A 26,336-nucleotide genomic window follows, 5' to 3' on the forward strand; every position below is an offset into this window, starting at 1 on the left:
TGGGGTGCTTGCTGTGCCCTCGAGGAGGACTGTCCGACCATGCCCACCTGGTTCGCGTACACGTTGATCACGCTGCTGTTCATCACCAGCATCCTGCTGACGCTGCTGATCCTGCTGCACCGCGGCAAGGGCGGCGGCATGTCCAGCATGTTCGGCGGCGGCGTCACCTCCAGCCTGGCCGGCTCCTCGGTCGCGGAGAAGAACCTCGACCGCTACACCGTGCTGGTGGGCATCGTCTGGTTCGCCTGCATCGTCGGGCTCGGCCTCTGGCTCAAGCTGGCCCAGGCCTCCTGAGCGACGAAACGCAGAGTTTACGTCCGGTTCCGCACTGTTCGTCGGCAAGTCTTCCTGCGGCGCTGTGCGAGTACTAGACTTCCCGCGCGGTCCGGTTCGTCCGGGCCGCGCGGTTGTTTGTGCACCGCTTCTTCACGCCGCCGTCCCTCCCCGGCGATGACGCCCCTCGACAGGCAGGAGTCACTCCCGTGTCCAGTGGCAGTGCGATTCGCGGCAGCCGCATCGGGTCCAGCCCGATGCGCCCCGACGAGCGTAGTGAGCCCGCACCCCGGCGGGAGGTGACATACTTCTGCGCCGCGGACCACGAGCTGGTGGTCCGCTTCGCCGCCGACGTCGAGCCGCCGGACACGTGGGACTGCACGCGCTGCGGCCAGCCCGCCGGCCTCGACCGGGCCAACCCGCCCGGCAAGTCGCGCACCGAGCCGTACAAGTCACACCTCGCCTATGTGAAGGAGCGCCGCTCCGACGCCGACGGCGAGGCGATCCTGGCCGAGGCCCTGGCCAAGGTCCGCCGCCGCCGCGGCGAGTGACCGGCGCCCCGATTCCTCGGCGCCGGATGGTGTGACGGGCATCACTTCGGAGCGGCCAACCGATCGGGCGGCCGTGCGTCCCTCCTTGCGAAAGCTTCCGCGATCGTGAGGAGATCGACCCGATGAAGATGCCCGTACGCCTCGGACTGTGCGCCGCCGTTGCCGTGGGCGGGGTGGCCTTCGCCGCCGCCGCGTTCGCCGACGACTCGGCCCCGGCGCCGGTGCCGTCCCCGGTCGCCACGGCGTCACCCGTCCCGGACCAGCCGGCCGCTTCTCCCGTGCCGAACCAGCCGGGCGCTTCCCCGGTGCCGGACAAGCCGGGTGCGTCGCCGGTGCCGGACAAGCCGGGTGCCTCTCCGGTGCCGAACAAGCCGGGCGCTTCCCCGATGCCGAACAAGCCGGGTGCGTCGCCCGTGCCGCACAAGCCGACGGCCTCGCCGGTGCCGGACCAGCCGGCCGCGTCGCCGGTCACCGGGTACAAGCCCACCGCCGCCCCGGCTGCCGCGGGCCGCTGATGCAGGCCGCCGTCGCCCGGCCGCCGCTGCTGCGCTGGCTGCGGTCGATCCTGCCCGGCGCCACCGAGCACCGCTCCGGCGGCGCCGGGGGCCCCGGCGGGGTGCCCGCGATCAATCAGCTCTATCACGCGCGGCGGCTGCGGCTGGTGCGGCTGGCGGTCCTCATGGTGGATGACCTGGGCACGGCCGAGGACATCGTCCAGGACGTGTTCGCGGCGCTGCACCGGCGGCACGGGCCGGAGCTGCGCACCCTCGCCGACCCGGACGCGTACCTCACCACCGGGGTGCTCAACGCGGCCCGGTCGGCGCTGCGCCGCCGGCGGACGGCCCGGGCCTATGTGCCCCCGCCCGCCGGCACCGCGCCCGCCGCCGAGGACGAGGCGCTGCTGGGCGAGCAGGACCGCGAGGTGCTGTCCGCGCTGCGCGAGCTGACCGTGCGGCAGCGCCAGGTGGTGGTGCTGCGCTACTGGTCGGAGCTGTCCGAACGGGAGATCGCCGAGGCGCTGCACATCTCGCCCGGCACGGTGAAGTCGACCGCCAGCCGGGCCCTGACGATCCTGCGCGGCCTGCTGGGAGGTCATCGATGAGCACCCTGGAGAGCAGGCTGCGGTCCACGCTGGCCGCCCGGGCCGAGCTGATCACCCCCGAGCGGTTGAGCCCCGCGGTGCCCCCGACCGCGCCGGCTCCCGTGCGCTCGCGCCGGCCCGCGATCATCGCGGTGATCCTGGCCGCGGCGGCGGTCGCGCTGGTGGCGGTGGCCATGCTCACCCCCGGTCTGGTACGCGGCCCCGCGCCGCAGCCGCCCGCCGGACCCGTCCCGTCGCCCTCGCTGTCGCCGTCCGTGCCGGTCTCGCCCAGCCCGCGCTCGGGCTCGCAGGCCAGCCCGCGCCCGAACAACGAGAACGCCCGCCCCGGCGCCGGCGCGACCACGGCCGGCCCGGGTGCCGACGCGACAACCGGCGGCCCGGGTGCCCCGGAAGCGACGCCCGACTTACCCGCCGGCACCAAACCGGCCGGGACCGGCGCGGGACCGGCCGCCGCCGACGACGAGCCGGTCTCACCCACGCCCCGGTGAACCGCCGCCGGAGTCAACCCGGAGTGGGCAGCCCGGTGACAGGATGGCCCGGTGAACTGGACACTCGAGGTAGTGGTGGTGCCCGTCAGCGACATCGACCGGGCCAAGGAGTTCTACGCGGACAAGCTCGGCTTCCACGTCGACCACGACATCGCGCCGGGCGGTGACGTGCGCATCGTGCAGCTGACCCCGCCCGGCTCGGGCTGCTCGATCGTGCTCGGCCGGGGTGCGGTGCCGCACATGGTGCCCGGGTCGCTCAAGGGGCTCCAGCTCGTCGTCCCGGACATCACCCGGGCCCACGCCGAGCTGGTCGAGCGCGGGGTCGACGTGAGCGACGTGCAGAAGCTGGGCGAGAATCCGGCGCCCACGCCGCACCCGCTCGACAACGTCGGCTTCGTCTTCTTCGCCGACCCCGACGGCAACGAGTGGGGCGTGCAGCAGATCTCGTCCCGCCCCTGACCCGGCCACCGCCGCGGCGACACGCGGAGACACGCGGCGGCGGGGCGACACGGCGACACGCGGCGGCGGGGCGACACGGCGACACGCGGCGGCGCGGCGACACGGCGACACGCGGCGGCGCGGCGACACGCGGCGGGCTCAGATCGGCGCGGCCATGGCGGCGTGGCCGCGGGCCTGCAGGGCGTGGACCTCGTCGTGGCGGCCCGCGACCTCGCTGCGGCCGATCGCCACGGACGTCTCGACCAGCCGGCGGGCCCGCTCGTGGCGCCGCTCGTCGTAGGCGGCGAAGGCCACGCCCAGGTCGTCGTGCCGCGTGACCTCCTCGGCCAGCACGACCGCGTCCTCGATGGCCAGGGCGGCGCCCGACACGAGCTGGGGCGACGGGGAGTGGGCGGCGTCGCCGAGGAGGACGCCGCGGCCCGCGTGCCACGGTCCGTCGACGAACAGGGCGTGCACGGGACGGCGTACCACCTGGGCCGGATCTTTGATCGTGTCCCGCACGGCGGCGAACGGCCCGGTGAAGGGCGCCAGCAGGGCCCGCATGCCGTCCGCCAGCTCCGCGGCCGGCAGCTCCTCCGGCGCGGCGAGGCTCTGCGTCAGGAAGACGTAACCCTTGTCCGCGGAGATCGGGATCAAGCCGGTCGTGAACGTCGGCCCGGCGTAGGTGTGGACCGCGGTCGCCCACTCCGGCCGATCGACGAGGGCGCGCCACACCATCTGGCCCGTGTACCACGGCTCGCCGGGCAGGCCGAGCTGCTCGCGGGTGCGGGACCGCACCCCGTCGGCGCCGGCCACATAGTCCGGGCGGCGCGTGGTGCCGTCGCTGAGTCGTACGGTCGCGGTCCGGGGCTCGAGCTCGCGCACCGACAAGCCCGTACGCAGCACCGCGCCCAGCCCCTCCGCCCGCTCGCGCAGGATCCGGTGCAGCGCGGGCCGGCCCATGCCCACCTCGGCCGGCTGCCCGGGCCCGAGCACGCTGGGCAGGTCCATCGTGGCGCGTACGGTGCCGGCGGCGTCGCAATGGAACGTCCGGAAGATCGGGCAGCCCGCCGCCGTGCATTCGCCGGCCAGCTCCACCGCCCGCAGCGCCCGCACGGCCGGCCCGGTGAGGCTGAGCCCCCAGCCGGCGACCGTCCAGTCCGGCCGCGCCTCCACGACCTCGACCTCGTGTCCCGCCCGCCGCGCGGCGACCGCGTGGGTGAGCCCCGCGATCCCGCCCCCGACGATCAGCACCGACCGTTTCACGACACCACGCTCCCGGGTCCGTCAACCGGTCCAGTGTGGACTGCCCCGCCGGTGGTCACCACCCCGCACGAGTGACTGACGCGGCGCCGGCCACCACGTGGGTGACCGGCGCCGCGTTTGACGTCGATGCTCGGCGCTCGCCGGCGGCTGCGGTTGGTCCGCGTTCGCCGGCTGCGGTTGGTCCGCGCTTGCCGGCTGCGGTTGGTCCGCGCTTGCCGGCTGCGGTCGGTCAGCGCTTGCCGGCGGCCGCGGTGTCGAGGAGCCAGAGCGTGCGCGACGTCCCGGCGACCCGGGCGGCGGGCAGGGCCTGGTCGCCGCCCAGCGCCGCGGCGACCGCCACGGCCTTGTCCGGGCCCGCCGCGACCAGCCACACCTCGGCCGCCGAGCGGATGGCCTCGAGCGTGAGCGAGATCCGGGTGGGCGGCGGCTTCGGGCTGTTGTGCACGGCGATGGCGGCGCCGGTGCCCGTGGCGTCGGGGTGCTCCGGGAAGAGCGACGCCACGTGGCCGTCCTCACCCACGCCCAGCATCAGCACGTCGAAGGCCGGCACGGTGCCCCCGCCGGCGGCCGCGGTCAGGGCCTCGGCGTAGCGGACCGCGGCGGCCTCGGCGTCGTCGCCGTCCGGGCCGTCGGAGGCCGGCATCGCGTGCACCCGGGCCGGGTCGAGCGGAAGCGCGTCGAGCAGGGCCTCGCGGGCCTGGGTCTCGTTGCGGTCCGCGTCGCCGGCGGGCAGGAAGCGCTCGTCGCCCCACCACAGGTCCACCCGGGCCCAGTCGATGGCGCCGGAGGCGGGCAGCTCCTGCACGGCGCGCAGCACCTTCGCCGCGACGCGGCCGCCGGTCAGCACCACGTGGGCGTGACCCCGCACGGCCTGCGCGTCGATGATCGTGGTGACCAGGCGGGCCGCCACGGACGACGCCAGCACGTCGGCGTCGGGAACCACCACCACAACGGTCTCGCTCATGGGACCCCTCGCTCAGCACAGGGCCGCGGATGGCCGCGGCCTTCGAAACGGTGCCGCGGGCGAGCCGCGGCTTACATAACAGCGCCGCAGGCATACCGCGGCTTTCACAACAGAGCCGCGGGCGAGCCGCGGCTTACACAACAGCGCCGCGGGCGGGCCGCGGCCACCGCTTCACGACGAAGCGGCCGAAAGAAACGGGGCCGCACCGCCCAGCCAGGCGGAACGGCCCCGTCGATCTTAGTCACGGCCCCGATCAGGCCGCCGAGCCGCCCGGACCGGCCATCGCGGCGTCGTCGCCGGCGCGGCGGGCGAGCGCCGGGTCCTTCCAGACGTGCACGCGCGCGGCCGGCTTGTGGTCCAGGTCCTTGATGCCGGCCATGGCGCCGAGCGCCTCGCCGTAGATCTGGTCCGGGTCGAGCCGGCGCAGCTCCTCGGCCAGCTCGTCGCCGACCGGGCGCTTGGGGAGCGGCATGTAGCGGGGCTCCTGGCCCGTACGCGAGAACAGCGCCGTGCCCTCCTCGCGGGTGACCGTCACGCAGTCGCCGTTGGCGCACTCGAGCTGGACGGAGTGCATGCGCGGGGCGCGGTCGGTGTGCTCCCAGACCGGGTCGATGCCCAGCCGGGACTTGAGCCAGCCGACCATCAGCGCGGCCGTCGGGTCGTTGGACGGGGCCACCACGGTCGCGCCGGTGACGCGCTCCTCGGTGGAGTCGAACGCGCCCGCGACCAGGGTGCGCCACAGGGTGATGCGGGTCCAGGTCAGGTCGGTGTCGCCCGGGGCGTAGTCGACGGCCCGCTGCTTGAGCGCCGCGACCGGGTCGGCCGCGAGCTTGCTGTCGGTGATGCGCCGGTCCGCGACCACGCCGAGGAAGTCGTTGGCGATCATGTCCGGCGGCGCGCTGTGCCACCAGGTGACCACCGGGACGTCCGGCGCCAGCAGCGGCATGACGACCGACTCGGCGTGCAGCGCGAGGCGGCCGTACATGCGCATCACGACGGCCTCGGCCGGGCCCAGCCGGCCGCCGACGACGATCTCGGCGTCGAGCCGGCTGCGGCCCTCCAGGTCGGAGCGGACCACGATGAGCAGCCGGCACGGGTGCGCCGACGCGGCGATGGTCGCGGCGGCCTCGGCCTCGCGGACCTGCTTCTCCTCGACGACCGCGACCAGCGTCAGGGCGAGGCCGGAGGCCACACCGCCCGCGCTGCGCCGTTCGGCAGCGAGGGCCTTGACGACCTCGGTGCCGGTCGTGTCCCACAGACCGATCATGCCCGCCTCCAAGCACGGCCCTCACGGGCCAGCATCTCGTCCGCCGCGCGCGGACCCCACTCACCCGACCGGTACGGCTCGGGCTTGGTGCCCGCCCACGCCGCCTCCAGCGGGTCGATGACCGCCCAGCTCTGCTCGATCTCGGCCGCGTCCGGGAACAGCGTCCGGTCGCCGATGAGCACGTCGAGGATCAGCCGCTCGTACGCCTCGGGGCTGGACTCGGTGAACGCCTCGCCGTACTGGAAGTCCATCGCGATGTCGCGGATCTCCATGGTGGAGCCCGGCACCTTGGACCCGAACTTCAGCACCACGCCCTCGTCCGGCTGCACCCGGACGACCAGCTGGTTGTTGCCCAGCATCTCGACGTCGGCCGGGTCGAACGGCAGGTGCGGCGCGCGCTTGAAGAGGATCGCGATCTCGGTCACCCGGCGCGGCAGCCGCTTGCCGACGCGCACGTAGAACGGCACGCCCGCCCAGCGCCTGTTCTGGATGCCGAGCCGGACCGCCACGTAGGTCTCCGTGGTGGACTCCTCGGGGATGCCCTTCTCCTCGAGATAGCCCACGGCCCGCTCGCCGGCCACCCAGCCCGGAAGGTATTGCCCGCGGACGGTGCCCTCGGCGATGTCCTTCGGCAGGCTGATGGCCTTGAGGACCTTGAGCCGCTCGGCCCGGATGTCGTGCGGGTCGAAGCTCGTGGGCTCCTCCATGCCGACCAGGGCCAGCAGCTGGAGCAGGTGGTTCTGCAGGACGTCACGGGCCGCGCCGGAGGCGTCGTAGAACGCCGCGCGGGTGCCGATGCCGACGTCCTCGGCCATGGTGATCTGCACCGAGTCGACGTACTTGGAATTCCACACCGGCTCGAACAGGCTGTTGGCGAAGCGGAGGGCCAGGATGTTCTGGACCGTCTCCTTGCCCAGGTAGTGGTCGATGCGGAAGACGTCGGCCGGGTTGAAGACCTCGTCGACCAGCTGGTTGAGCTCGACCGCGCTCTGCAGGTCGTTGCCGAACGGCTTCTCCACGACCACCCGGCGCCAGCCGCCGGACTTGGCGTTGTCGGCCATGCCGGTGCGGTTGAGCTGGTTGAGCACCATGGGGAAGGCGACCGGCGGGATCGAGAAGTAGAACGCGGCGTTGCCGGTGATGCCGTTGCGCTCGCGCAGGTCGTCGAGGGTCTCGGCCAGCGTGTCGAACGCGGCGTCGTCGTCGAACGAGCCGGGCACGAAGTGGAACTGGCTCGCGAGCCGCTGCCACACGTCCTCGCGCCACGGCGTGCGGGCGCCCTTCTTGGCCGCCGCGTAGGCCAGCGCCTCGAAGTCGCCGTCGCCCCAGTCGGCCCGGGCGAAACCGAGGATGACGAAGCCCGGTGGCAGCAGACCCCGGTTCGCGAGGTCGTAGACGGCCGGAATCAGTTTCTTTCGCGACAGGTCACCGGTGACGCCGAAGATCACCAGAGCACACGGCTCCGGGATCCTGGGCAGCCGTCGGTCCTGTGCTGTGCGCAGCGGATTACCCACGTGTCCCATCCTGCCAGCTTTTTGTCGTCCCGAAGGGTTACAGCGAAGGGTCAGGCCCGCAACATCCGGGCAGCCGCGAGCAGACGGGCGACCCCGTCGGCGCGATCGGCGAGGTGCAGCCGCAGCAGCGGACGTCCGTGCCGGGTCACGGCCCGGCGGGCGGCGGCGGCCCGATCGGCCCGCAGCTCACCCAGCGTGTACGCCGTCCCGGGCACCGCCACGTCTGCGGCGTCCGCCCCAGTGATCTGCAGGAACGTGCCGTTGCGCAGGTCAGCGGCCGTTTCGGGGGCGGTGTCCAGGGTGACCGGGCGCTCGGTGGCGGCGGCCAGCAGCGGGCGCAGCTCCGCCAGCTCGGCCTCCGACGCGGGGTCGAGCAGCACCACGACGGACAGATGATCATGGACACCGGCCGTCAGCTCGCGCAGCGCGCCCGCCGTGTCCCGCACGTCCGCAGTGGTGAAGATCTCTATGCTGCCGTCCGTGCACGCGAGTGTCACGTCGTCGCCGGACTCCCCGGCGGGCTCGTGCGGCCGGGCCCCGCGCAACCGGGCGGCGATCTCGGCGGCCCGGTGCCACACCACGAAGTGCGCGCCGAGCGGCCCGTTGACGGCGATGTCGGGCGCCGTGCCCCGGCCGCCGGGCATGGTGCCGACGGCGAGGCTGCCCCCGTACGCGATGGTGGTCACGTCCTGCCCCCGCACGCCGGGGCTCTCCGGGCTCTCGGCGGCGACCGGCACCAGGCCGGCCGCGGTGAGCAGGGGCGCGATCCACTCGGCCAGGGCCTCGAGCCCCGTGCCGTCGTTCACGAGCGCCACCGCGTCCGCGCCGGCGAGGGCGAGCCCCAGCGACAGCGCGGGATTGTCCGTGTCCGCCTCGAGCGACGGCAGCACGGCCTCGGCCTGGTCGAGCAGGTCGCCCACGTCGGCGCCCGCGAGCGCGGCGGCGACGACCACGGCCAGCCCGTCGGCCCCGGTCAGCAGCGCCTCCGGCCCGCTCGTGGCGACGAAGTGCCGCGCGGCCTCGGCCTCGGTCAGGCCGATCTCCATGTAACCGGCGAGCAGCACCCGCCGCAGATCGCCGGAGCCGGCGCCCAGCACCGTGACGGTGCGGCGCAGCAGCTCCTCGTCCTCGATCAGGCCGCACACCCGCGCGGGGTCGGGCCCGTCGAAGACCGTCAGGTCGAGCCCGAGCGTGCGGGCCACCGCCAGGGCGGCGCGGCCCGGACTGCCGGTCTCCGGTCCCGCGCCGGCGTCGCGCGGCTGCACCGCGCCGGCCAGGACCACGTGGTCGAGATCACCGAGTTCGTCGTGCAGCTCCGCGAGCTGGGGGAGCAGCTCGCGGCTGCGCGTCAGGGCGTGCCGGACCGGCTCGGTGCCCAGTCCGGCCAGACGGGCCACGACCGGCTCGCGGCGGGAGGCCGCCGCGGGCGCGCCGAAGACGGCGAGCCCGGCGGCGGCCTCCACGGCCGCGAGCAGGTCGGTGGTCACTTCGCGGCGTCGCTCGGGTTGTCGGAGCCCTGCTTGGCCGCCTCGAGGGACTTGCGCACGTCCTCGAGCAGCTCGCCCCAGCTGGCCTCGAACTTCTCGACGCCCTCGTCCTCGAGCACCCGGAACACGTCGGTCAGGTCGACGCCGGCCGCGGCCACGTCGTCCATGACCTTCTGCGCGGTGGCGTAGGACCCGGTCACCGTGTCGCCGCGGGTGTCACCGTGGTCCTCGTACGCCTTGATGACCGACTCGGGCATGGTGTTGACCGTGCCGGGGGCGATGAGCTCCTCGACGTAGATGGTGTCCTTGTAGTCGGGGTTCTTGGTCCCCGTGGACGCCCACAGCGGCCGCTGCGGCTTGGCCCCCGCGGCCTCGAGGGCCTTCCAGCGGTCGGAGGAGAACTTCTCCTCGTACGCCTGGTAGGCCAGCTGCGCGTTCGCGACGGCGGCCTTGCCCTTGAGGGCCTTGGCCTCGTCCGAGCCGATCTTGTCGAGGCGCTTGTCGATCTCGGTGTCCACGCGGGAGACGAAGAACGACGCGACCGAGCCGATCTTGCTCAGGTCGTGGCCGTTGGCCTTGGCCTGCTCGATGCCCGCGAAGAACGCGTCCATGACGGCCTTGTAGCGCTCGAGCGAGAAGATCAGCGTCACGTTGACGCTGATGCCGTGGGCCAGCGTCTCGGTGATCGCCGGGAGACCCGCCTCGGTGGCCGGGATCTTGATGTAGAGGTTCTCGCGGTTGACGAGCCACCACAGCGTGCGGGCCTCGGCGGCGGTCTTCGCCGTCTCGTGCGCGCTGCGCGGGTCCACCTCGATGGACACCCGGCCGTCGACGCCGTCCGTGGCGTCGTACTGCGGCTTGAGGACGTCGGCCGCCCAGCGCACGTCGTACGAGGTCAGGAGGCGGATGGCCTCCTCGACCGTCACGCCCTGCGCGGCGAGGTCCTTGAGCTGCTCGTCGTACGCCGTGGCGTCCGAGAGCGCCTTGGCGAAGATGCTCGGGTTGGTCGTCACGCCGGCCACGTGCTGCTCATCGAGCATCTTGGCGAGCGAGCCGGTCTGCAGCCGGACGCGGGAGAGGTCGTCGAGCCATACCGCCACACCCTGGGCGGAGAGCTCTGCCAGCCTGTCAGTCATTTGGAACTACTCCCTCAGTTACCGGTCGTGTGACCGGTGATCTCGCCGACCTTGGCCAGGGCGGCGTTGGCCTTGGCCACCACGTTGTCCGCGGTGAACCCGAACTGCTCGAAGAGGATCTTCGCAGGCGCGCTGGCCCCGTAGTGCTCGATGCTCACGGCCTCGCCGGCCTCGCCGAGGATGCGGTCCCAGCTCATCCGGATGCCGGCCTCGACCGAGACGCGCGCCTTCACGCCGCGGGGGAGGACCGCCTGCTGGTACGCGGTGTCCTGCTCGTAGAACCACTCGAGGCACGGCATCGATACCACGCGGGTCGGGGTGCCCTCGGCCTCGAGGCGCTCCTGCGCGGTGAGGGCGATCTGGACCTCGGAACCGGTGGCGATGAGGATCACCTGGGGCTCGCCGCCCTGCGCCTCGGACAGGATGTAGCCGCCCTTGAGCGTGCCCTCGGCCGACGCGTACTTGCTGCGGTCGATCGTGGGGAGGTTCTGCCGGGAGAGCGCGAGCGCGGTCGGCCGGTCGTTGTGCTCGAGGGCGCCGCGCCAGGCCCAGGCGGTCTCGTTGGCGTCGGCCGGGCGGACCACGTCGAGGCCGACGATGGCGCGCAGCGCGGTCAGCGTCTCGATCGGCTGGTGGGTCGGGCCGTCCTCGCCGAGGCCGATCGAGTCGTGCGTCCACACGTAGACGACCGGGAGCTTCATCAGCGCGGACAGGCGGACGGCGCCGCGCATGTAGTCGCTGAAGACCAGGAACGTGCCACCGTACGGGCGGGTGGCGCCGTGGGCGGTGATGCCGTTGAGGATCGAGCCCATGCCGTGCTCGCGGATGCCGAAGTGCAGCGTGCGGCCGTACTCGTGGCCCGGGAAGGCCTTGGTCGCGTACTCGGCGGGGATGAAGGACGGCTCGCCCTTCATCGTGGTGTTGTTGCTCTCGGCCAGGTCGGCCGAGCCGCCCCAGAGCTCGGGGAGCACCGGCGCGAGGGCGTCGAGCACCTTGCCGGAGGCGGCGCGGGTCGCGATGCCCTTGGCGTCGGCCTCGAAGACGGGCAGCGCGTCGGTCCAGCCCTCGGGCAGCTGGTGGGCGGCGAGCCGGTCGTGCAGCTTCTTGCCCTCGGGGTTGGCGGCGGCCCAGGCCTCGAAGGCCTTGTCCCACTCGGCGCGGGCGGCGCGGCCCCGCTCGACGACCGTGCGCACGTGCGCGAGGACGTCCTCGTCGACCTGGAAGGTCTTCTCGGCGTCGAAGCCGAGGATCTCCTTGGTCGCCTTGACCTCGTCGGCGCCCAGCGCGGAGCCGTGGATCTTACCGGTGTTCTGCTTGTTGGGGGCCGGGTAGCCGATGATCGTGCGCAGCACGATGAAGGACGGCTTGTCCGTGACGGCCTTGGCCTCCTGGATGGCGTTCCAGAGCGCCTCGACGTCCTCGGCGTACTCACCCTGCTCGGGGTCGCCCTTGCGCCAGTCGACGGTCTGGACGTGCCAGCCGTACGCCGCGTAGCGCGCGCCGACGTCCTCGTTCTTGGCGATCCGGGTGTCGTCCTCGATGGAGATCTCGTTGTCGTCGTAGATCACCGTGAGGTTGCCGAGCTTCTGCACGCCGGCGACGGCGCTCGACTCGTGGCTGACGCCCTCCTCGATGTCGCCGTCCGAGCAGATCGCGTAGATCTGGTGGTCGAAGATCGACTCACCCTCGGCCCGCGGGTCGAAGAGGCCCCGCTCGCGGCGGGCGGCCATGGCGAAGCCGACCGCGTTGCCGATGCCCTGGCCCAGGGGGCCGGTGGTGATCTCCACGCCGGGGGTGTGCCCGTACTCCGGGTGGCCCGGGGTCAGCGAGTCCCACTGGCGCAGCGAAGCCAGGTCGTCCAGCTGCAGGCCGAAGCCGTTGAGGAAGAGCTGGATGTAGAGGGTGAGGCTGGAGTGCCCGGCGGAGAGCACGAAGCGGTCGCGGCCGGACCACTGGGGGTCGGTCGGGTCATGGCGCATCACCCGGTTGAACAGCAGGTATGCGGCCGGGGCGAGGCTCATCGCGGTGCCGGGGTGGCCGTTGCCGGCCTTCTCCACGGCGTCCATCGCGAGGACCCGCACCGTGTCGACCGCCTTGCGGTCGAGGTCGGACCAGTTCAGTTCGTTGGCAGCCACGTCGGTTGTGCTCCTCGGGGCAATCATGTCGGAACCCTTTTGGGTTGACCCTATCCATTCGGCGTAAACCCTCGTCGGGGGATACGTGCAGGCCCATACGCTGAGAGCGGACATGCTCCTGTGACGTCCCGCACCCCGGCCGGGCCGGTCGAGGGCCTGCTCAGGCTGCGCGTAGTCTGTCCCACTGTGCCGACCGGTGTCTGCCGGCAACGGTTGACGAACCTGGCCCGCGCCGATGCCGGAAGGTGGCTGTCCGTGAGCATGATCACCGAGCGACTCGCCAAGGGGCGGTCGCCGGAGGCGGGGGAGGCGGAGCAGCAGGCCCCGTCGGGCTCCCGGGCCCGGCGTGACCCCCGAGCTGTTCTCGCGGCGTACGTCTCGCTGACCAAGCCGCAGATCGTCGAGCTGCTCCTGGTCACCACGATCCCGGTGATGATGTTCGCGGCCGGCGGCTGGCCCGACCTGGGGCTCATGGCCGTCGTCCTGGTCGGCGGCGCGCTCGCCGCGGGCGCGGCCAGCACGTTCAACTGCTACATCGACCGCGACATCGACAAGATCATGCGGCGCACCAAGCGGCGGCCGCTGGCGACCCACTTCGTCACGCCGCGCGCGGTGCTGATCTTCGGCTCCGTCCTCACCGTCGTGTCCCTGGCCATGATGGCCGTCTTCACGAACTGGCTGGCCACGGCGCTGACGGCGGCCTCGATCGTCTACTACGACGTGATCTACACGATGTGGCTCAAGCGGCGCACGTCACAGAACACCTTCTGGGGCGGCATCTGCGGCGCGGCCCCGGTGCTCATCGCGTGGGCCGCGGTGACCGGCACGGTCGGGCCGATCGCCTGGGCGCTCTTCGCGGTCGTCTTCTTCTGGCAGATGCCGCACTTCTACCCGCTGGCCATCAAGTACAAGGACGACTACGCCCGGGCCGGCATCCCGATGCTGCCGGTGGTGCGCTCGGCCGCCCGGGTCAACACCGAGATCCTCCTCTTCACCGTCCTCACGGTGGTGTCCTCGCTGGCCGCGTGGCCGCTGGGGCTGGGCTGGATCTACGGCGTGACGGCCGTCGTGGCGGGCGTGCTCTTCTCCGCCGAGGCGCTGCGGCTGGTCGGCCGGTCGCGCCGGGGCGAGCCGCTCAAGGCCATGCGGCTGTTCCACTGGTCCATCACCTATCTGACGGTGCTCTTCATCGCGGTCGCGGTCGACGCGCTGATCTGACCCTTCGTTCTCGGAAAGCCCGCCGGCCGGTGCCGGCGGGCTTTCGTCATTCGTGAAACTGTTTCGGTGTGAGTCCCGTCATGCGGGAGGTCGCACGATCGGCCCGGTGGGGTCGGTTTCGGATCTTTCCCCCGGGAAACCACAGTGGAATGTGACCGCGGGCCGGAGTTGCATTGAGTGACGACATTGTCCGGTCGTCGCACATACTGCCCGTTACCGCACCCGGCAAGGTGACGCAGCGTCATCCTTTAGGCGGAAACCGTGGGCGGTGGCCATACCGGGCATATCGGGGTGAACCAATGCTCGATCACGGTAAACCTGCTGGTAATTGGCATCACAAATTGGGCCGGACAGTACTTGCTGTCCACGAATACGTGCCTACGCTGCCCCTCATGGCAGAAGGTTCCGATACGACACTGACCGCGGAGATCAAGTCTTTCGCCGCGGGGCACGGCGGCGCCAAGGCGGTCATCGAATACGTCGGCAAGCGCGGCGCCCGGATCGTTCTGGTCGGTCAGGACGGCGAGTGGACCGACCAGTTCGCGCCGCAGGGCACCGACGCGGCGCGCAAGGCGTGCGCCACGGCGGGCGTCGAGGTGGAGAACGAGTGGGAGCGCGAGCTCATGGAGCAGATGCGCCCGAGCAACGACCTGTGGCGCTCGATGTCGCGCCGCACGATGGCGCGCTGATCTTCCGCGGGGGTTCCCCGTCTTGTTGAGCGTTCCCTTTTCGCGGCGGCCCGGCCTCACCCGGGCCGCTTCTCCTTGTCCGGGCCTGGTCGCCGCCTCAGACGGCGGCGGGCTCGGGGGCCGGGGTCTGCTGGGGTGCCGGGGTGGTCTCCACCGCGGCCGGGCGGTCGCGCAGCTTCCACAGGACGTTGAGCGTGCCGACCCACACCAGGCAGGCGCCGAGCATGTGGAAGCCGACCAGGATCACCGGCAGATGCGTGAAGTACTGCACGAAGCCGATCAGGCCCTGCGCCAGCTCGATGCCGACGAACAGCGCCGCCGCGGTCACGGCCGGCCTCGGGGCGCCCACCGCGCGCAGGGCGAACCACAGCGCGACCGACAGGCCGATCAGCAGGAACACCAGGTCCGCGTGGGCCTGCGAGATGTTCGTCGGGTCGAGCCCGTTGCGCTTGGCGTCCGCGTCGCCGGCGTGCGGGCCGCTGCCCGTCACGATCACGCCCACCACGATGACCACGGCGCTGACCAGGGCGGTCAGCCCGGCCAGGTGGCGCAGGGGCGGGCTCACCAGGCGCCGGACCGGGGCGTCGCCCTCCTTGGTGCGCTGCCAGAGCGCCCAGGTGGCCGTGATCAGCGCCATGGAGAGCAGGAAGTGCAGGCCGACGACCCACGGGTTGAGATCGGTGAGCACGGTGATGCCGCCGATGACGCCCTGGCCGGGAATGCCCAGCCCGGCGAGCAGGGCCAGCACGATCAGCGAGCGGCGGCGCGGCTTGTGCATCAGGGCGGCGACGAAGGCCGACAGCGCGATCAGGCCCAGGACGATGCCGAGCAGCCGGTTGCCGAACTCGATCACGCCGTGGACGCCCATCTCCTGGGTCGTCGTGTAGGACTCGTCGGTGCACTTGGGCCAGGTGGGGCACCCCAGGCCCGAACTGGTCAGGCGGACCGCCGCACCGGTGACGACCAGCGCGATGTTGGCGATCAGGGACGCGAGGGCCAGAGGGCGTACGAGGGTGTTCCTGCTCACCTCCGGGATGCTACGCCCGGCCACCTGCGCGTCTCCTGAGCACTCTCCGGGCCGGTGTCCCGGATCACCGGAGGGTTGGTTTGCAGCCGCGTCACGAAATACGTAACGTTGGCGTAGTGAAAAACGGGGTGGAGATCGGGAGCGCGCGGACGGCCCAGCCGGCCGCCGGCCCCCGCACACCCTTGATCGAGCTCAAGAGCCCCGACGGGCGCACCCGCGACCGGGTCGCCCACCTGCTGTTCGAGCGGGGCGGCGCGACCGCCGCCGAGCTCGGCGCGGAGCTGGGGCTGAGCCCGGCCGCGATCCGCAAGCACCTCGACGCGATGCTGGCCGACCAGCTCGTCGAGGTCCGGGAGACGCCGCCGCGCGGTCCGCGCGGCCGGGGCCGGCCCGCCAAGGCGTTCGTGCTGACCGCCGCGGCCCGGGAGGGCTTCCCGCATCTCTATGACGGCATCGCCACGGCGGCCCTGCGGTGGATCGCGGAGCACGGCGGCCCGGGTGCCGTCGACGCCTTCGCCACGGCGCAGGTCGCCGCGCTGGAGGAGCGCTGCCAGGCGGCGTTGCTCGAGGCCGGGGCCGACCCGCTGGCCAGGGCGGAGGCGCTCGCCGAGGCGCTCACCGCCGAGGGCTACGCTGCCAACGCGACCACGATCGCGACCGGCGGGCAGCTGTGCCAGCACCACTGCCCGGTGGCCCACGTGGCCGCCGAGTTCCCGCAGCTGTGCGACGCCGAGACCGCGGTCATCTCGCGGCTCATCGGCACCCACGTGCAGCGGCTCGCCACCATCGCGCACGGTGACCGGGTGTGCACCACGCACATCCCGGCCCCGCAATGCCCCACCCCAGGAACCACCGCGAACACGGTTAGGACGGACGGACAATGACCGACCAGATCGTCACTCAGGAAGAGCACCTCGCCGCTCTTGGCAAGTACGAGTACGGCTGGGCCGACGCCGACGCCGCGGGCTCGATCGCGCAGCGCGGCCTGTCCGAGGCCGTCGTCCGCAACATCTCCGCGCTCAAGAACGAGCCGCAGTGGATGCTCGACCTCCGCCTCAAGGGCCTGCGCCTGTTCGACCGCAAGCCCATGCCCAACTGGGGCGCCGACCTGACCGGCATCGACTTCCAGAACATCAAGTACTTCGTGCGCTCCACCGAGAAGCAGGCCGCCAGCTGGGAGGACCTGCCCTCCGACATCAAGGCGACCTACGACAAGCTGGGCATCCCCGAGGCCGAGAAGCAGCGCCTCGTGGCCGGCGTCGCCGCGCAGTACGAGTCGGAGGTCGTCTACCACAAGATCCGTGAGGATCTCGAGGAGCAGGGCGTCATCTTCCTCGACACCGACACGGCGCTCAAGGAGCACCCGGAGATCTTCCAGGAGTACTTCGGCACCGTCATCCCGGTCGGCGACAACAAGTTCGCCGCGCTGAACACGTCGGTGTGGTCGGGCGGCTCCTTCATCTACGTGCCCAAGGGCGTGCACGTTGACATCCCGCTGCAGGCCTACTTCCGGATCAACACCGAGAACATGGGCCAGTTCGAGCGGACGCTGATCATCGCCGACGAGGGCAGCTACGTGCACTACGTCGAGGGCTGCACGGCGCCGATCTACTCGTCCGACTCGCTGCACTCCGCGGTCGTCGAGATCGTCGTGAAGAAGAACGCCCGGGTGCGCTACACGACCATCCAGAACTGGTCGAACAACGTCTACAACCTGGTCACCAAGCGCGCCACCTGCGAAGAGGGCGCGACCATGGAGTGGATCGACGGCAACATCGGCTCCAAGGTGACCATGAAGTACCCGGCGGTCTACATGACCGGCGCGCACGCCAAGGGCGAGGTGCTCTCCATCGCCATGGCCGGCGAGGGCCAGCACCAGGACTCCGGCGCCAAGATGGTGCACGCCGCGCCGCACACCTCCAGCACGATCATCAGCAAGTCGATCGCCCGGGGCGGCGGCCGCACCTCCTACCGCGGCCTGGTCCAGGTGCTCGACGGCTCGCACCACAGCGCCAGCACGGTCAAGTGCGACGCGCTGCTGGTCGACACGATCTCGCGCTCGGACACCTACCCCTATGTCGACATCCGCGAGGACGACGTCAACATGGGCCACGAGGCGACGGTCTCCAAGGTCAGCGAGGACCAGCTCTTCTACCTGATGAGCCGGGGCCTGACCGAGGACGAGGCCATGGCGATGATCGTGCGCGGCTTCATCGAGCCCATCGCCAAGGAGCTCCCGATGGAATACGCCCTCGAGCTCAACCGCCTCATCGAGCTCCAGATGGAGGGGGCCGTCGGCTGACGCCTCCTTGCCCTGTGCGCGCTGGTCACCCTGGAAGAATCTCCGAGATTTAGGACGACATGAGTACCGAGGCCATGGCACCGCCCAGCACCAAGTCGCAGGTGCTGCGCTCCTTCGACGTCACCGACTTCCCGGCCGTCACCGGCCGGGAGGAGGAGTGGCGCTTCACCCCGATCAAGCAGCTGGGCTCGCTGATCACGGCCACCTCCCTGACCGGCACGGCGCCGGGGTTCGCCCCCGGCGACCTGCCGGCCGGGATCTCGGTGACGAGCGTCGACGCGGGCAAGGTCGAGGACGTGCTTACCCCGTTCGACCGGATCAGCGCCCTGGCGTACGGGTCGGCGGCCGCCGTCGCCCTCGTCGACGTGGCCGCGGAGACCGTGTCCGACACCCCGGCCGTGATCCGGGTCGTCGGGCAGGGCAGCGAGGCCGCGGCCGCCCGCACGTACGTGAAGGTGGGCAACTTCGCCAAGGTCACCATCGTGCTGGAGCAGGTCGGCACGGCGACGGTGGCGGACAACGTCGAGGTCGTGCTCGGCGACAGCGCGCAGCTGACCTTCGTCACGCTGGCCGAGTGGGACGACGCGTCGGTGCAGGCGCAGCACATCAAGTTCCGCGTCGGCCGCGACTCGCGCGTCCAGCACGTGCAGGTCACGCTGGGCGGCTCGGTGGTCCGCCAGTTCACCTCCGTCGAATACGCGGGCCGCGGCGGCGACGCCGAGCTGTGGGGCCTCTACTTCGCGGACGCCGGCCAGCACCAGGAGCACCGCCAGCTCGTCGACCACTCGATCCCCGACTGCCGCAGCTACGTCGGTTACCGCGGGGCGTTGCAGGGGGCGTCCGCCCACACGGTGTGGGTCGGTGACGTGCTCATCCGGGCCGAGGCGACGGGCACGGACACGTACGAGATCAATCGGAACCTGATCCTGACCGACGGGGCCCGGGCCGACTCGGTGCCGAACCTCGAGATCGAGACCGGCGAGATCGTCGGGGCGGGCCACGCCAGCGCGACCGGCCGCTTCGACGAGGAGCAGCTGTTCTATCTGATGGCCCGCGGCATCCCGGAGCACGAGGCCCGCAAGCTGGTCGTGCGCGGCTTCTTCGCCGAGCTGATCAACAAGGTGCCGGTCGAGGACCTGCGCGAGCGCCTCGGCGACGCCATCGAGGCCCGCCTCGCGAAGACCGGGGTCTGATCGATGGACTTCGAGCTCGCCGGCAGCGTCGCCGACGTGGCCAAGGGCACCGCGATCCAGGTCGAGATCGACGGGGTCGAGGTCGCCGTGGTGCACGCCGACGACGACACCTTCTACGCCGTCCGCGACGAGTGCAGCCACGCCTCGGTCGCCCTGTCCGAGGGCGAGATCGAGGGCTGCATGATCGAGTGCTGGCTGCACGGCTCCCGCTTCGACCTGCGTACCGGGGAGCCCTCCGGCCCGCCCGCCATCGACCCGGTGGCGATCTATCCCGTCGAGATCCGCGACGGCGACATCTACGTTTCGACCCAGCCGAGTAATGGAGTAAACCCGTGAGCACCCTGGAGATCCGCGACCTGCAGGTGTCGGTCAAGCTGCCCGAGGGCGAGCTGAAGCCGATCCTGGCCGGGGTCGACCTCACCGTGAAGTCGGGCGAGACCCACGCGATCATGGGTCCGAACGGCTCCGGCAAATCCACCCTGGCGTACTCCATCGCGGGCCACCCCAAGTACGAGATCACCGGCGGGTCGGTGCTGCTCGACGGCGAGGACGTCCTCGCGATGACCGTCGACGAGCGGGCCCGCGCCGGCCTCTTCCTCGCCATGCAGTACCCGGTCGAGGTCCCCGGCGTGTCCGTGGCGAACTTCCTGCGCACCGCCAAGACCGCGATCGACGGCGAGGCGCCCAAGCTGCGCACCTGGGCCGGCGAGCTGCGCGGCGCGATGGAGCGGATCCAGATGGACCCGTCGTTCGCCCAGCGCAACGTCAACGAGGGCTTCTCCGGCGGTGAGAAGAAGCGCCACGAGATCATGCAGCTCGAGCTGCTCAAGCCGAAGATGGCGATCCTCGACGAGACCGACTCCGGCCTCGACATCGACGCGCTGCGCATCGTGAGCGAGGGCGTCAACCGCGTCCGCGCCACCGGCGACACCGGCCTGCTGCTGATCACGCACTACACCCGGATCCTGCGCTACATCAAGCCGGACTTCGTGCACGTCTTCGTGGCCGGCAAGATCGTCGAGGAGGGCGGCCCCGAGCTCGCCGAGCAGCTGGAAGCCGAGGGCTACGAGCGTTACGTCGCGGGGGCGAAGGCCTGACATGTCCCTCGACGTGGTCCGCGTTCGCGGCGACTTCCCGATCCTGAGCCGGGAGATCAACGGGCACCCGCTGGTCTATCTCGACAGTGCCAACACGTCGCAGAAGCCACGCCAGGTGCTCGAGGCGATGCAGGACCACCTCGAGCGGCACAACGGCAACGTGTCCCGCTCGGTGCACACGCTGGGCACCGAGTCGACCGAGGCCTACGAGGGCGCGCGGGCCAAGGTCGCGGCCTTCATCGGCGCCACGAACCCGGACGAGGTGGTGTTCACCAAGAACTCCACCGAGGCGATCAACCTCGTGGCCTGGACGGCGGGGCAGTTCCTGGCCCTCGGTCCGGGCGACGAGATCGTGGTCTCGGAGATGGAGCACCACTCCAACCTCGTGCCGTGGCAGCTGCTGTGCGAGCGGACCGGGGCGACCCTGCGCTGGTTCGGCGTGACCGACGAGGGCCGCCTGGATCTCACTGCCCTGGCCGACGTCGTGAACGAGCGTACGAAGCTCGTCTCCGTCGTCCACATGTCGAACATCCTCGGCACGATCAACGACCCGTCGCCGATCGTCGCGCGGGCCCGTGAGGTCGGCGCGCTCGTGATGCTGGACTGCTCGCAGTCGGTGCCGCACTTCTCGGTCGACGTGGCCGAACTGGGCGTGGACTTCATCGCGTTCACCGGGCACAAGATGCTCGGCCCCACGGGGATCGGCGTGCTGTGGGGCAAGGCGGCGCTGCTCGACCGGATGCCGCCCTTCCTCGCCGGCGGCTCGACCATCGAGACGGTCACCATGGGCGGCACGACGTTCGCGCCGCCGCCCGCGCGGTTCGAGGGCGGCACCCCGCCGATCACGGCGGCCATCGGGCTCGGCGCGGCGGTGGACTACCTGAAGGCCGTCGGCATGGACGCTGTGCACCGCCACGAGCAGGAGATCACCGCGTACGCGCTGAAGGCCCTGGCCGATGTCGAAGGCGTGCGCATCTTCGGGCCGGCGAGCCCCGAGGGGCGGGGTGGCACGGTGTCGTTCGGGGTCGACGGGGTGCATCCGCACGACGTCGGGCAGATTCTCGACGATCTCGGTGTTGAGGTTCGCGTGGGGCACCACTGCGCCCGGCCGGTGTGCACCCGCTTCGGCGTTCCGGCGATGACCCGGGCGTCGTTCTACCTCTATACGACGACCGACGAGATCGACGCCCTGGCGCGCGGTCTGGAGCAGGTGCGGAGGGTGTTCGCCTGATGATCGACCAGCTCTACCAGGACATCATCCTGGACCACTACAAGCATCCGCACGGCCGCGGCCTGCGCGACGAGTTCGCGGGCGAGGCCCACCACGTCAACCCGACGTGCGGCGACGAGATCACGATCCGGGTCGCCTCGGATCTTTCCGACATCTCGTACGACGGCCAGGGCTGCTCGATCTCGCAGGCGTCCGCCTCCGTGCTGTTCGAGCTGCTCAAGGGGCGCACGGCCGACGAGGCCGGCGTGATCCACGAGAAGTTCGTCGAGCTGATGCAGAGCCGCGGCACGATCGAGCCGGACGAGGACGTGCTCGGCGACGGCATCGCGTTCGCGGGCGTGGCGAAGTACCCGGCGCGGGTCAAGTGCGCGCTGCTGCCGTGGATGGCTTTCAAGGACGCTGCCGCGCGGGCGGGTGTGAGCGTGAACCCGGAGGTTTCAGCATGACCGACCAGACTGTGACCGAGAAGACTGTGGCCGACATCGCGTCGGCGGCGGCCGACACGGCCGGGCCGGACGACGCGACGTCGCCCGTCTCCACCGACCCGGCGCCCGCCGCCGCGGCCGCTCCCGCCGCTTCGGAAGCCGCCGCTCCCGCCGCTTCGGAAGCCGCTGCTCCCGCTGCTTCGGGGGCCAAGGCGTCGCTCGCCGACATCGAGGAGGCGATGAAGGACGTCGTCGACCCCGAGCTCGGCATCAACGTGGTCGACCTCGGCCTCGTCTACGACACGTTCGTCGACGACGACAACGTCGTGACCCTCGACATGACGCTGACCTCGGCGGCCTGCCCGCTGACCGACGTCATCGAGGACCAGACCCGCCAGGCGCTGACCACCGGCCCGGGCGGCGGCCTCGTCAGCGACTTCCGGATCAACTGGGTGTGGCTCCCGCCGTGGGGCCCGGACAAGATCACGGACGACGGGCGCGAGCAGCTGCGGGCGCTCGGCTTCAACGTCTGAGCTTTCGCACGTACGCCGCCGGGTGCCCTCAGGGTCCCGGCGGCTTTTGCGTGTCCGGGGTCACCCGATCGGGTTTCCGCACGTCGTCGCGTTGACGACACGCGGGGTCCGGGCGGCCGGGACACGCGCAGACTGGCGGTTTCGGTGCCGGAGGACGCCATGACTACCACCCGTCGTGCCATGACCGCACTCGTCGCCTCGACCCTCGCCGCCGCGCCGGGGGATGCTCGCCAACGCGGGAGGACGCCGACATCGAGCAGGAAGGCAACTACGTCTGCACCCTGAGCAAGGACACGATCGAGCGCCGGTACACCGCGCACGGGCTGTTCCTGCGGGTGGGAGAGACGGCCGCCCGAACCGGCTCACGACCACGGCCGACACCCAGCACGGGGACCGGGTCGACCAGGCCACCCGCTCGGTCGACCTGCACAAGAAGCGCGATCTGGCCGACGTGCGCGGGCGGTTGCGTACGGTGCTGGGTGATCCTTTCCAGGCCGTGGCGCCCGACCGGCTGTTCTTCCCGGAGCAGGGCGGCAAGCTGTGGTCCCGCCTGAACCGGGCGGAGCTGACGATCGGCCAGACCTACCGGGTCAAGGCGTCGAAGCAGGACTATCCGCTGGACGTCGGCCCGTTCGGGCTCGGCTATCGCAGCGAGCAGACCGAGCGCACGCTGATCGCCTCGCGCGTCCGCCTGGGCGGCGGGGAGCAGGAGATGTCGTGCAGCGGGCAGCCGGACGTGCCGGCGCCGCCGAAGAAGGCTGCCGAGTACCGCACCCTGCCGTCCGACAAGGTGCCGGAACCGGAGCCGTCGCCGTCGCTGACCGGCTCAGGGGATCCGACCGCGTCGCCGTCGGTGCTGGACGCCAGTGCCTCCGTTCCGCCGGAAACCGCGGCTACGGATCCGACAGTCCCGGCCGCGCCGGTCGACGACCTTTTGTCGGTGGGTCCTGATAGAACTCCCGCATGACGCAGACACCGCCGTTCGCGGACCAAATCGGGCTGATCGAGGACCGCTCGGCCGCCTTCCGCTCCGCCGTCACGGGCGCCGACCTCACCGCCGCCGTGCCGGGCTGCCCCGGCTGGACTGTGCGCGACCTGGCGACCCATCTCGGCAACGTGCACCGGTTCTGGGCCGTGGCCGTCGCCGCCGGGCCCGCCGCGGAGCGACCGTCCGACGCGGCCCTCGGCTCCCGCGAGCCGTCGGGCGACCTGCTGGAGTGGTCGGCGGAGTCGACCCGCCGGCTGGTCGGGGCCTTGCGCACGGCCGGGCCCGGCGCCGGGTGCTGGACCTGGTGGGAGGCGTCCGGCGCGCCCATGACGGCCGGTGCGGTCGCGCGTCATCAGGTGCAGGAGGCGGCGGTGCACGCGTGGGACGCCCAGTCCGCCGCCGGTGAGCCCGAGCCGATCCCCGCCGCCGCCGCGGTCGACGCGATTCCCGAGTTCCTGGAGGTGGGGCTCGGGTCGCTCGGGCCGTGGCCGCACCGGCCCGCGCGGCTCGCCTTGTCGGCCACCGACGGGCCGGCGTGGACCGTCGATCTCACGCCGGCGGGCGCCGAGGCGCATCCGGCGGCCGCCGGGGAGCCGGTCGTGACGGTGCGGGCCGCGGCCAGCGACTTGCTGCTCTTCCTCTTCAACCGGATTCCGGCCGAGGCGGTGACCGTCACCGGTGATGCGAGCGTGCTGGGTGAGCTGCGTTCCTGGACATCGGGCGACTGACTCAGAGGTGTTTGGCGGCCTCGCGGACCGAGAGGGGCGAGAGGACGTTCCGGTGCTCGGCGAGATAGGCGCGGACGGCGTCCGGGTCCGTGCGGGCGTAGTGGCGCAGGGCCCAGCCGATGGCCTTGCGCACGAAGAAGTCGGGGTGCACGGCCTGCCGGGTGCAATAGCCGAAGAGGCGCTCGGTGTCCGTGGCGGCGCCGTGGTGCAGCTGGTGCAGGATGGCCGTCCGCACCAGCCAGAGGTTGCCGTCGCCGGCCCAGGCGTCCATCTCGGTGCGCAGCCCGGGATGCCGGGTGACCAGCGCGCCGACGAAGCGGGTGGCGAGCGGGTCGACGGTGTCCCACCAGGACTTCGTGGTGATGAGGGCGCGGGCCGTCGCGAGGAAGCCGGGCCCGGGCACCGCCGCGTGGGCGCGCAGATAGTCGCAGGCGAAATACTGGTACTCGCGCTCGGGCAGGTCCCAGCAGCCGAGTGCCACCTGCCGCAGCTGCTCCTCCGTGGGCGCGGCGAGACCGGCGACCACGGACCTGGCCAGGGAGCGCTGCGCCGGGGCGGCCAGCCCGAGGAAGGGGAACTGATCCCGCATGTACGCGGCGGCCGGCCCCGCCCGCTCCGGGTCCCGAGCCTCGCCGAAGACCCGGGTGAGCCGATCGAGCAACGCCGGCACGGCCACCGGCTCGCCCCGCTCCCGCCGCCGGGTCCGAGCCCGGCCGCCGGCTGTGCTGCTCGCCTCGTCGGCCGCGTCGCTCCTGGCGCCGGTTGCGTCGCTCATGCGGCTGATCCTGCCAGGGCGCGCGGTCGTAGGGTGGGGCCATGAGCGCTCGACCCGCGGCCGGCGGCGGACGATGGGTCGACGTGGCCCCGGAACGGCTGCCCCGGTGGCTCGAGAATTTCGCCGCCCGGCACGGTGGCTACACGGCCGGCGGGCTGACGATCACGGGTGCCGATGGGGCCACGGCCGAGCTCTTCCCGCCGCCGGGTGCGGACGGCATCGACGATCTGGCCGGGCTGGCCGCGGCGGCGGGGGAGCCCCGGCGCCTCGGACTGCTCCTGGCGCGGAAGGGCGCCGTGGCGGTCGGCGTCGCGGAGGGCATCCGGCTGGTGGCGTCGAAGGTCGACACGCACTACGTCCAGGGGCGGACCGCGGCCGGCGGGTGGTCGCAGCAGCGCTTCGCCCGGCGCCGGGACAACCAGGCCAAGGCGGCGGCCGCCGACGGGGCGTCGATCGTGGGCCGGCTGTTGCTGCCCGAGGTGAAGACCCTGCGCGCCGTGGTCACGGGCGGCGACCGGGCCGCCGTGGAGGCGATCCTGACCGCGCCGGTGCTGGCCCCGGTGCTGGCGTTGCGGGACGAGCGGTTCCTCGACGTGCCCGAGCCCCGGCGGGCGGTGCTCGAGGAGGCGGTAGCGCTGGCTCGTACGATCCGGGTGCTGGTCCGGGATCCCGCACCCGGGCCGTGACCGCGCCGGCTCGTCCGGTCCAGGTCCGGGATTCCGGACCCGGGGCGTGACAGCGCGGCCGGAGAGCTGATCGGGGCCGGCGCAGCGGGGTCGAACGGCGGGCCGGGGCGGGATAGGGTCGCGATCATGGGTGTGGTTGCGGAGCTGATCCTGATCCGGCACGGGCAGAGCGCGTCGAACGTGGCCTTTCCCGAGGCCGACGCGGCCGGGCGGGTCGAGTCGGGGCTGAGCGGGCGCGACAGCGAGGTCGAGCTGACCGCGCTGGGCGAGGAGCAGGCCGCGGCGGTCGGCCGCTGGCTGGCCTCCCTGCCGGCCGAGCTGCTGCCGGAGGTGGCGATCACGTCGCCCTATCTCCGGGCGCGCGAGACGTGGCGGCTCGCGGTACGGGCGTCCGGGCTGGAGCTGCCGGCCGCCACCACCGACGAGCGGCTGGTCGACCGGCTGCTCGGCGATCTCGAGATGCTCACCCGGGCGGCCGTCGCCGAGCGCTTCCCCGACGAGCCGGGTCGCCTGCTGGAGGCGGGGGAGTACCGCTACCGGCCGCCGAACGGCGAGGACTTCGCGGACATCGCCGTACGGCTGACCTCGTTCCTGGACGACCTCAACCGCGACCACGCCGGCCGCCGCGTCGTGGTCACGGCGCACGACGCGGTCGTGCTGATGATGCGGTACGTGATCGAGGGCCTCGACTGGGACCGCCTCGCCGACGTGGTGGCCGCGGCCGGGTTCGTCCGCAACGCGTCGATCACCCGCTTCGACGGCAGCTCCGGGCGGCTGGTGCTGGACCGCTACAACACGGTCGACCACCTGCCGGCCTGACAGA

29 protein-coding genes are annotated in these 26,336 nt (G+C 72.1%); 20 read left to right on the top strand and 9 right to left on the bottom strand.

Annotated elements, in window-relative coordinates:
* Positions 1-39 precede the first annotated feature (39 nt).
* The 6 genes from secG (at position 40) to RAN62_RS21295 (ending at position 2,873) form a co-directional block, all read left to right on the top strand.
* Positions 40-294, top strand: coding sequence for a preprotein translocase subunit SecG (gene secG / locus RAN62_RS21270; protein ID WP_305786440.1), 255 nt, complete (start codon positions 40-42; stop codon positions 292-294).
* A 188-nt stretch (positions 295-482) separates the two neighbouring features.
* Positions 483-824 (top strand): RNA polymerase-binding protein RbpA, encoded by a 342-nt coding sequence (locus RAN62_RS21275; protein ID WP_305786441.1) that lies wholly within the window; start codon positions 483-485, stop codon positions 822-824.
* A gap of 122 nt (positions 825-946) precedes the next feature.
* Positions 947-1,339, top strand: a complete 393-nt coding sequence (locus RAN62_RS21280; protein WP_305786442.1) for a hypothetical protein — start codon at positions 947-949, stop codon at positions 1,337-1,339.
* Positions 1,339-1,926 carry an RNA polymerase sigma factor gene (locus RAN62_RS21285; RefSeq protein WP_305786443.1) on the top strand — a complete coding sequence of 196 codons (588 nt, stop codon included), beginning with the start codon at positions 1,339-1,341 and terminating at the stop codon, positions 1,924-1,926. Before RAN62_RS21280 ends, RAN62_RS21285 begins: the two co-directional genes overlap by 1 nt.
* Positions 1,923-2,414 carry a hypothetical protein gene (locus tag RAN62_RS21290; RefSeq protein ID WP_305786444.1) on the top strand — a complete coding sequence of 164 codons (492 nt, stop codon included), beginning with the start codon at positions 1,923-1,925 and terminating at the stop codon, positions 2,412-2,414. Before RAN62_RS21285 ends, RAN62_RS21290 begins: the two co-directional genes overlap by 4 nt.
* 51 nt (positions 2,415-2,465) lie before the next feature.
* Entirely contained in the window at positions 2,466-2,873 is a 408-nt protein-coding gene (locus RAN62_RS21295) for a VOC family protein (RefSeq protein WP_305786445.1), read from the top strand.
* A 138-nt stretch (positions 2,874-3,011) separates the two neighbouring features.
* On the opposite strand, the gene RAN62_RS21300 is transcribed toward RAN62_RS21295, so the two are convergent.
* From RAN62_RS21300 to tkt, 7 genes are all read right to left on the bottom strand, one after another.
* A complete protein-coding gene (locus tag RAN62_RS21300; protein WP_305786446.1) occupies positions 3,012-4,118 on the bottom strand; it encodes an FAD-dependent monooxygenase in 1,107 nt (368 codons plus the stop codon).
* Positions 4,119-4,347: 229 nt separating this feature from the next.
* Positions 4,348-5,082 carry a 6-phosphogluconolactonase gene (gene pgl, locus RAN62_RS21305; RefSeq protein WP_305786447.1) on the bottom strand — a complete coding sequence of 245 codons (735 nt, stop codon included), beginning with the start codon at positions 5,080-5,082 and terminating at the stop codon, positions 4,348-4,350.
* A 253-nt stretch (positions 5,083-5,335) separates the two neighbouring features.
* Positions 5,336-6,349 (bottom strand): glucose-6-phosphate dehydrogenase assembly protein OpcA, encoded by a 1,014-nt coding sequence (locus RAN62_RS21310; protein WP_305786448.1) that lies wholly within the window; start codon positions 6,347-6,349, stop codon positions 5,336-5,338.
* A complete protein-coding gene (zwf, locus tag RAN62_RS21315) occupies positions 6,346-7,863 on the bottom strand; it encodes a glucose-6-phosphate dehydrogenase (protein WP_369077187.1) in 1,518 nt (505 codons plus the stop codon). Before zwf ends, RAN62_RS21310 begins: the two co-directional genes overlap by 4 nt.
* A gap of 50 nt (positions 7,864-7,913) precedes the next feature.
* The gene (locus RAN62_RS21320; protein ID WP_305786450.1) at positions 7,914-9,350 is read right to left on the bottom strand and encodes a glucose-6-phosphate isomerase; all 1,437 of its coding nucleotides are present in this window, start codon (positions 9,348-9,350) and stop codon (positions 7,914-7,916) included.
* A complete protein-coding gene (tal, locus tag RAN62_RS21325) occupies positions 9,347-10,486 on the bottom strand; it encodes a transaldolase (protein ID WP_305786451.1) in 1,140 nt (379 codons plus the stop codon). Before tal ends, RAN62_RS21320 begins: the two co-directional genes overlap by 4 nt.
* 14 nt (positions 10,487-10,500) lie before the next feature.
* Positions 10,501-12,648 carry a transketolase gene (gene tkt, locus RAN62_RS21330; protein ID WP_305786452.1) on the bottom strand — a complete coding sequence of 716 codons (2,148 nt, stop codon included), beginning with the start codon at positions 12,646-12,648 and terminating at the stop codon, positions 10,501-10,503.
* A 228-nt stretch (positions 12,649-12,876) separates the two neighbouring features.
* Between tkt and RAN62_RS21335 the strand changes: the two genes are divergently transcribed.
* Positions 12,877-13,839: a heme o synthase gene (locus RAN62_RS21335; protein WP_438874527.1), complete on the top strand. Its 963-nt coding sequence runs from the start codon at positions 12,877-12,879 to the stop codon at positions 13,837-13,839.
* A 392-nt stretch (positions 13,840-14,231) separates the two neighbouring features.
* Positions 14,232-14,528, top strand: a complete 297-nt coding sequence (locus RAN62_RS21340; protein ID WP_305786453.1) for a hypothetical protein — start codon at positions 14,232-14,234, stop codon at positions 14,526-14,528.
* 97 nt (positions 14,529-14,625) lie between these two features.
* Here RAN62_RS21340 and RAN62_RS21345 read toward each other — a convergent pair whose 3' ends face one another.
* Positions 14,626-15,555 carry a COX15/CtaA family protein gene (locus tag RAN62_RS21345; RefSeq protein ID WP_305786454.1) on the bottom strand — a complete coding sequence of 310 codons (930 nt, stop codon included), beginning with the start codon at positions 15,553-15,555 and terminating at the stop codon, positions 14,626-14,628.
* Between the two features lie 182 nt (positions 15,556-15,737).
* Between RAN62_RS21345 and RAN62_RS21350 the strand changes: the two genes are divergently transcribed.
* The 10 genes from RAN62_RS21350 to RAN62_RS21395 all read left to right on the top strand — a co-directional run bounded on the left by RAN62_RS21350 (position 15,738) and on the right by RAN62_RS21395 (position 24,052).
* Positions 15,738-16,439 (top strand): helix-turn-helix transcriptional regulator, encoded by a 702-nt coding sequence (locus RAN62_RS21350; protein ID WP_305786562.1) that lies wholly within the window; start codon positions 15,738-15,740, stop codon positions 16,437-16,439.
* A complete protein-coding gene (gene sufB, locus RAN62_RS21355; protein ID WP_305786455.1) occupies positions 16,436-17,857 on the top strand; it encodes a Fe-S cluster assembly protein SufB in 1,422 nt (473 codons plus the stop codon). The genes RAN62_RS21350 and sufB overlap by 4 nt, the downstream gene beginning before the upstream one ends.
* A 59-nt stretch (positions 17,858-17,916) precedes the next feature.
* The gene (sufD, locus tag RAN62_RS21360) at positions 17,917-19,050 is read left to right on the top strand and encodes a Fe-S cluster assembly protein SufD (protein ID WP_305786456.1); all 1,134 of its coding nucleotides are present in this window, start codon (positions 17,917-17,919) and stop codon (positions 19,048-19,050) included.
* A gap of 3 nt (positions 19,051-19,053) precedes the next feature.
* Positions 19,054-19,386: a non-heme iron oxygenase ferredoxin subunit gene (locus RAN62_RS21365; protein WP_305786457.1), complete on the top strand. Its 333-nt coding sequence runs from the start codon at positions 19,054-19,056 to the stop codon at positions 19,384-19,386.
* Entirely contained in the window at positions 19,383-20,147 is a 765-nt protein-coding gene (gene sufC, locus RAN62_RS21370; protein ID WP_305786458.1) for a Fe-S cluster assembly ATPase SufC, read from the top strand. Before RAN62_RS21365 ends, sufC begins: the two co-directional genes overlap by 4 nt.
* Position 20,148: 1 nt before the next feature.
* Positions 20,149-21,378, top strand: coding sequence for a cysteine desulfurase (locus RAN62_RS21375; RefSeq protein ID WP_305786459.1), 1,230 nt, complete (start codon positions 20,149-20,151; stop codon positions 21,376-21,378).
* Positions 21,375-21,824, top strand: coding sequence for a Fe-S cluster assembly sulfur transfer protein SufU (gene sufU / locus RAN62_RS21380; protein WP_305786563.1), 450 nt, complete (start codon positions 21,375-21,377; stop codon positions 21,822-21,824). The genes RAN62_RS21375 and sufU overlap by 4 nt, the downstream gene beginning before the upstream one ends.
* A complete protein-coding gene (locus RAN62_RS21385; RefSeq protein WP_305786460.1) occupies positions 21,821-22,336 on the top strand; it encodes a metal-sulfur cluster assembly factor in 516 nt (171 codons plus the stop codon). Before sufU ends, RAN62_RS21385 begins: the two co-directional genes overlap by 4 nt.
* Before the next feature lie 472 nt (positions 22,337-22,808).
* Positions 22,809-23,303, top strand: coding sequence for a hypothetical protein (locus RAN62_RS21390; protein WP_305786461.1), 495 nt, complete (start codon positions 22,809-22,811; stop codon positions 23,301-23,303).
* Complete coding sequence (locus RAN62_RS21395) at positions 23,300-24,052, top strand: maleylpyruvate isomerase family mycothiol-dependent enzyme (RefSeq protein WP_305786462.1); 753 nt, start codon at positions 23,300-23,302, stop codon at positions 24,050-24,052. Before RAN62_RS21390 ends, RAN62_RS21395 begins: the two co-directional genes overlap by 4 nt.
* A 1-nt stretch (position 24,053) precedes the next feature.
* Here RAN62_RS21395 and RAN62_RS21400 read toward each other — a convergent pair whose 3' ends face one another.
* Positions 24,054-24,827, bottom strand: coding sequence for a DNA alkylation repair protein (locus RAN62_RS21400; protein ID WP_305786463.1), 774 nt, complete (start codon positions 24,825-24,827; stop codon positions 24,054-24,056).
* Between the two features lie 41 nt (positions 24,828-24,868).
* Between RAN62_RS21400 and RAN62_RS21405 the strand changes: the two genes are divergently transcribed.
* Together RAN62_RS21405 and RAN62_RS21410 are read left to right on the top strand one after the other, a co-directional pair.
* Complete coding sequence (locus RAN62_RS21405) at positions 24,869-25,513, top strand: acVLRF1 family peptidyl-tRNA hydrolase (protein WP_305786464.1); 645 nt, start codon at positions 24,869-24,871, stop codon at positions 25,511-25,513.
* Between the two features lie 126 nt (positions 25,514-25,639).
* Positions 25,640-26,332 (top strand): histidine phosphatase family protein, encoded by a 693-nt coding sequence (locus RAN62_RS21410; RefSeq protein ID WP_305786465.1) that lies wholly within the window; start codon positions 25,640-25,642, stop codon positions 26,330-26,332.
* Positions 26,333-26,336: the final 4 nt, after the last annotated feature.

Origin of the sequence: Symbioplanes lichenis (assembly GCF_030709675.1) — a bacterium.
In the GTDB taxonomy this organism is placed as follows: Bacteria; Actinomycetota; Actinomycetes; order Mycobacteriales; family Micromonosporaceae; genus Actinoplanes; species Actinoplanes lichenis.

Coding starts and splice junctions, on each gene's coding strand:
- secG (WP_305786440.1), top strand. CDS start 40: ATGCCCACCTGGTTCGCGTACACGTTGATCACGCTGCTGTTCATCACC.
- RAN62_RS21280 (WP_305786442.1), top strand. CDS start 947: ATGAAGATGCCCGTACGCCTCGGACTGTGCGCCGCCGTTGCCGTGGGC.
- RAN62_RS21285 (WP_305786443.1), top strand. CDS start 1,339: ATGCAGGCCGCCGTCGCCCGGCCGCCGCTGCTGCGCTGGCTGCGGTCG.
- RAN62_RS21290 (WP_305786444.1), top strand. CDS start 1,923: ATGAGCACCCTGGAGAGCAGGCTGCGGTCCACGCTGGCCGCCCGGGCC.
- pgl (WP_305786447.1), bottom strand. CDS start 5,082: ATGAGCGAGACCGTTGTGGTGGTGGTTCCCGACGCCGACGTGCTGGCG.
- RAN62_RS21310 (WP_305786448.1), bottom strand. CDS start 6,349: ATGATCGGTCTGTGGGACACGACCGGCACCGAGGTCGTCAAGGCCCTC.
- tal (WP_305786451.1), bottom strand. CDS start 10,486: ATGACTGACAGGCTGGCAGAGCTCTCCGCCCAGGGTGTGGCGGTATGG.
- tkt (WP_305786452.1), bottom strand. CDS start 12,648: ATGATTGCCCCGAGGAGCACAACCGACGTGGCTGCCAACGAACTGAAC.
- RAN62_RS21340 (WP_305786453.1), top strand. CDS start 14,232: ATGGCAGAAGGTTCCGATACGACACTGACCGCGGAGATCAAGTCTTTC.
- sufB (WP_305786455.1), top strand. CDS start 16,436: ATGACCGACCAGATCGTCACTCAGGAAGAGCACCTCGCCGCTCTTGGC.
- sufD (WP_305786456.1), top strand. CDS start 17,917: ATGAGTACCGAGGCCATGGCACCGCCCAGCACCAAGTCGCAGGTGCTG.
- RAN62_RS21365 (WP_305786457.1), top strand. CDS start 19,054: ATGGACTTCGAGCTCGCCGGCAGCGTCGCCGACGTGGCCAAGGGCACC.
- RAN62_RS21375 (WP_305786459.1), top strand. CDS start 20,149: ATGTCCCTCGACGTGGTCCGCGTTCGCGGCGACTTCCCGATCCTGAGC.
- RAN62_RS21385 (WP_305786460.1), top strand. CDS start 21,821: ATGACCGACCAGACTGTGACCGAGAAGACTGTGGCCGACATCGCGTCG.
- RAN62_RS21395 (WP_305786462.1), top strand. CDS start 23,300: ATGACGCAGACACCGCCGTTCGCGGACCAAATCGGGCTGATCGAGGAC.
- RAN62_RS21400 (WP_305786463.1), bottom strand. CDS start 24,827: ATGAGCGACGCAACCGGCGCCAGGAGCGACGCGGCCGACGAGGCGAGC.
- RAN62_RS21405 (WP_305786464.1), top strand. CDS start 24,869: ATGAGCGCTCGACCCGCGGCCGGCGGCGGACGATGGGTCGACGTGGCC.
- RAN62_RS21410 (WP_305786465.1), top strand. CDS start 25,640: ATGGGTGTGGTTGCGGAGCTGATCCTGATCCGGCACGGGCAGAGCGCG.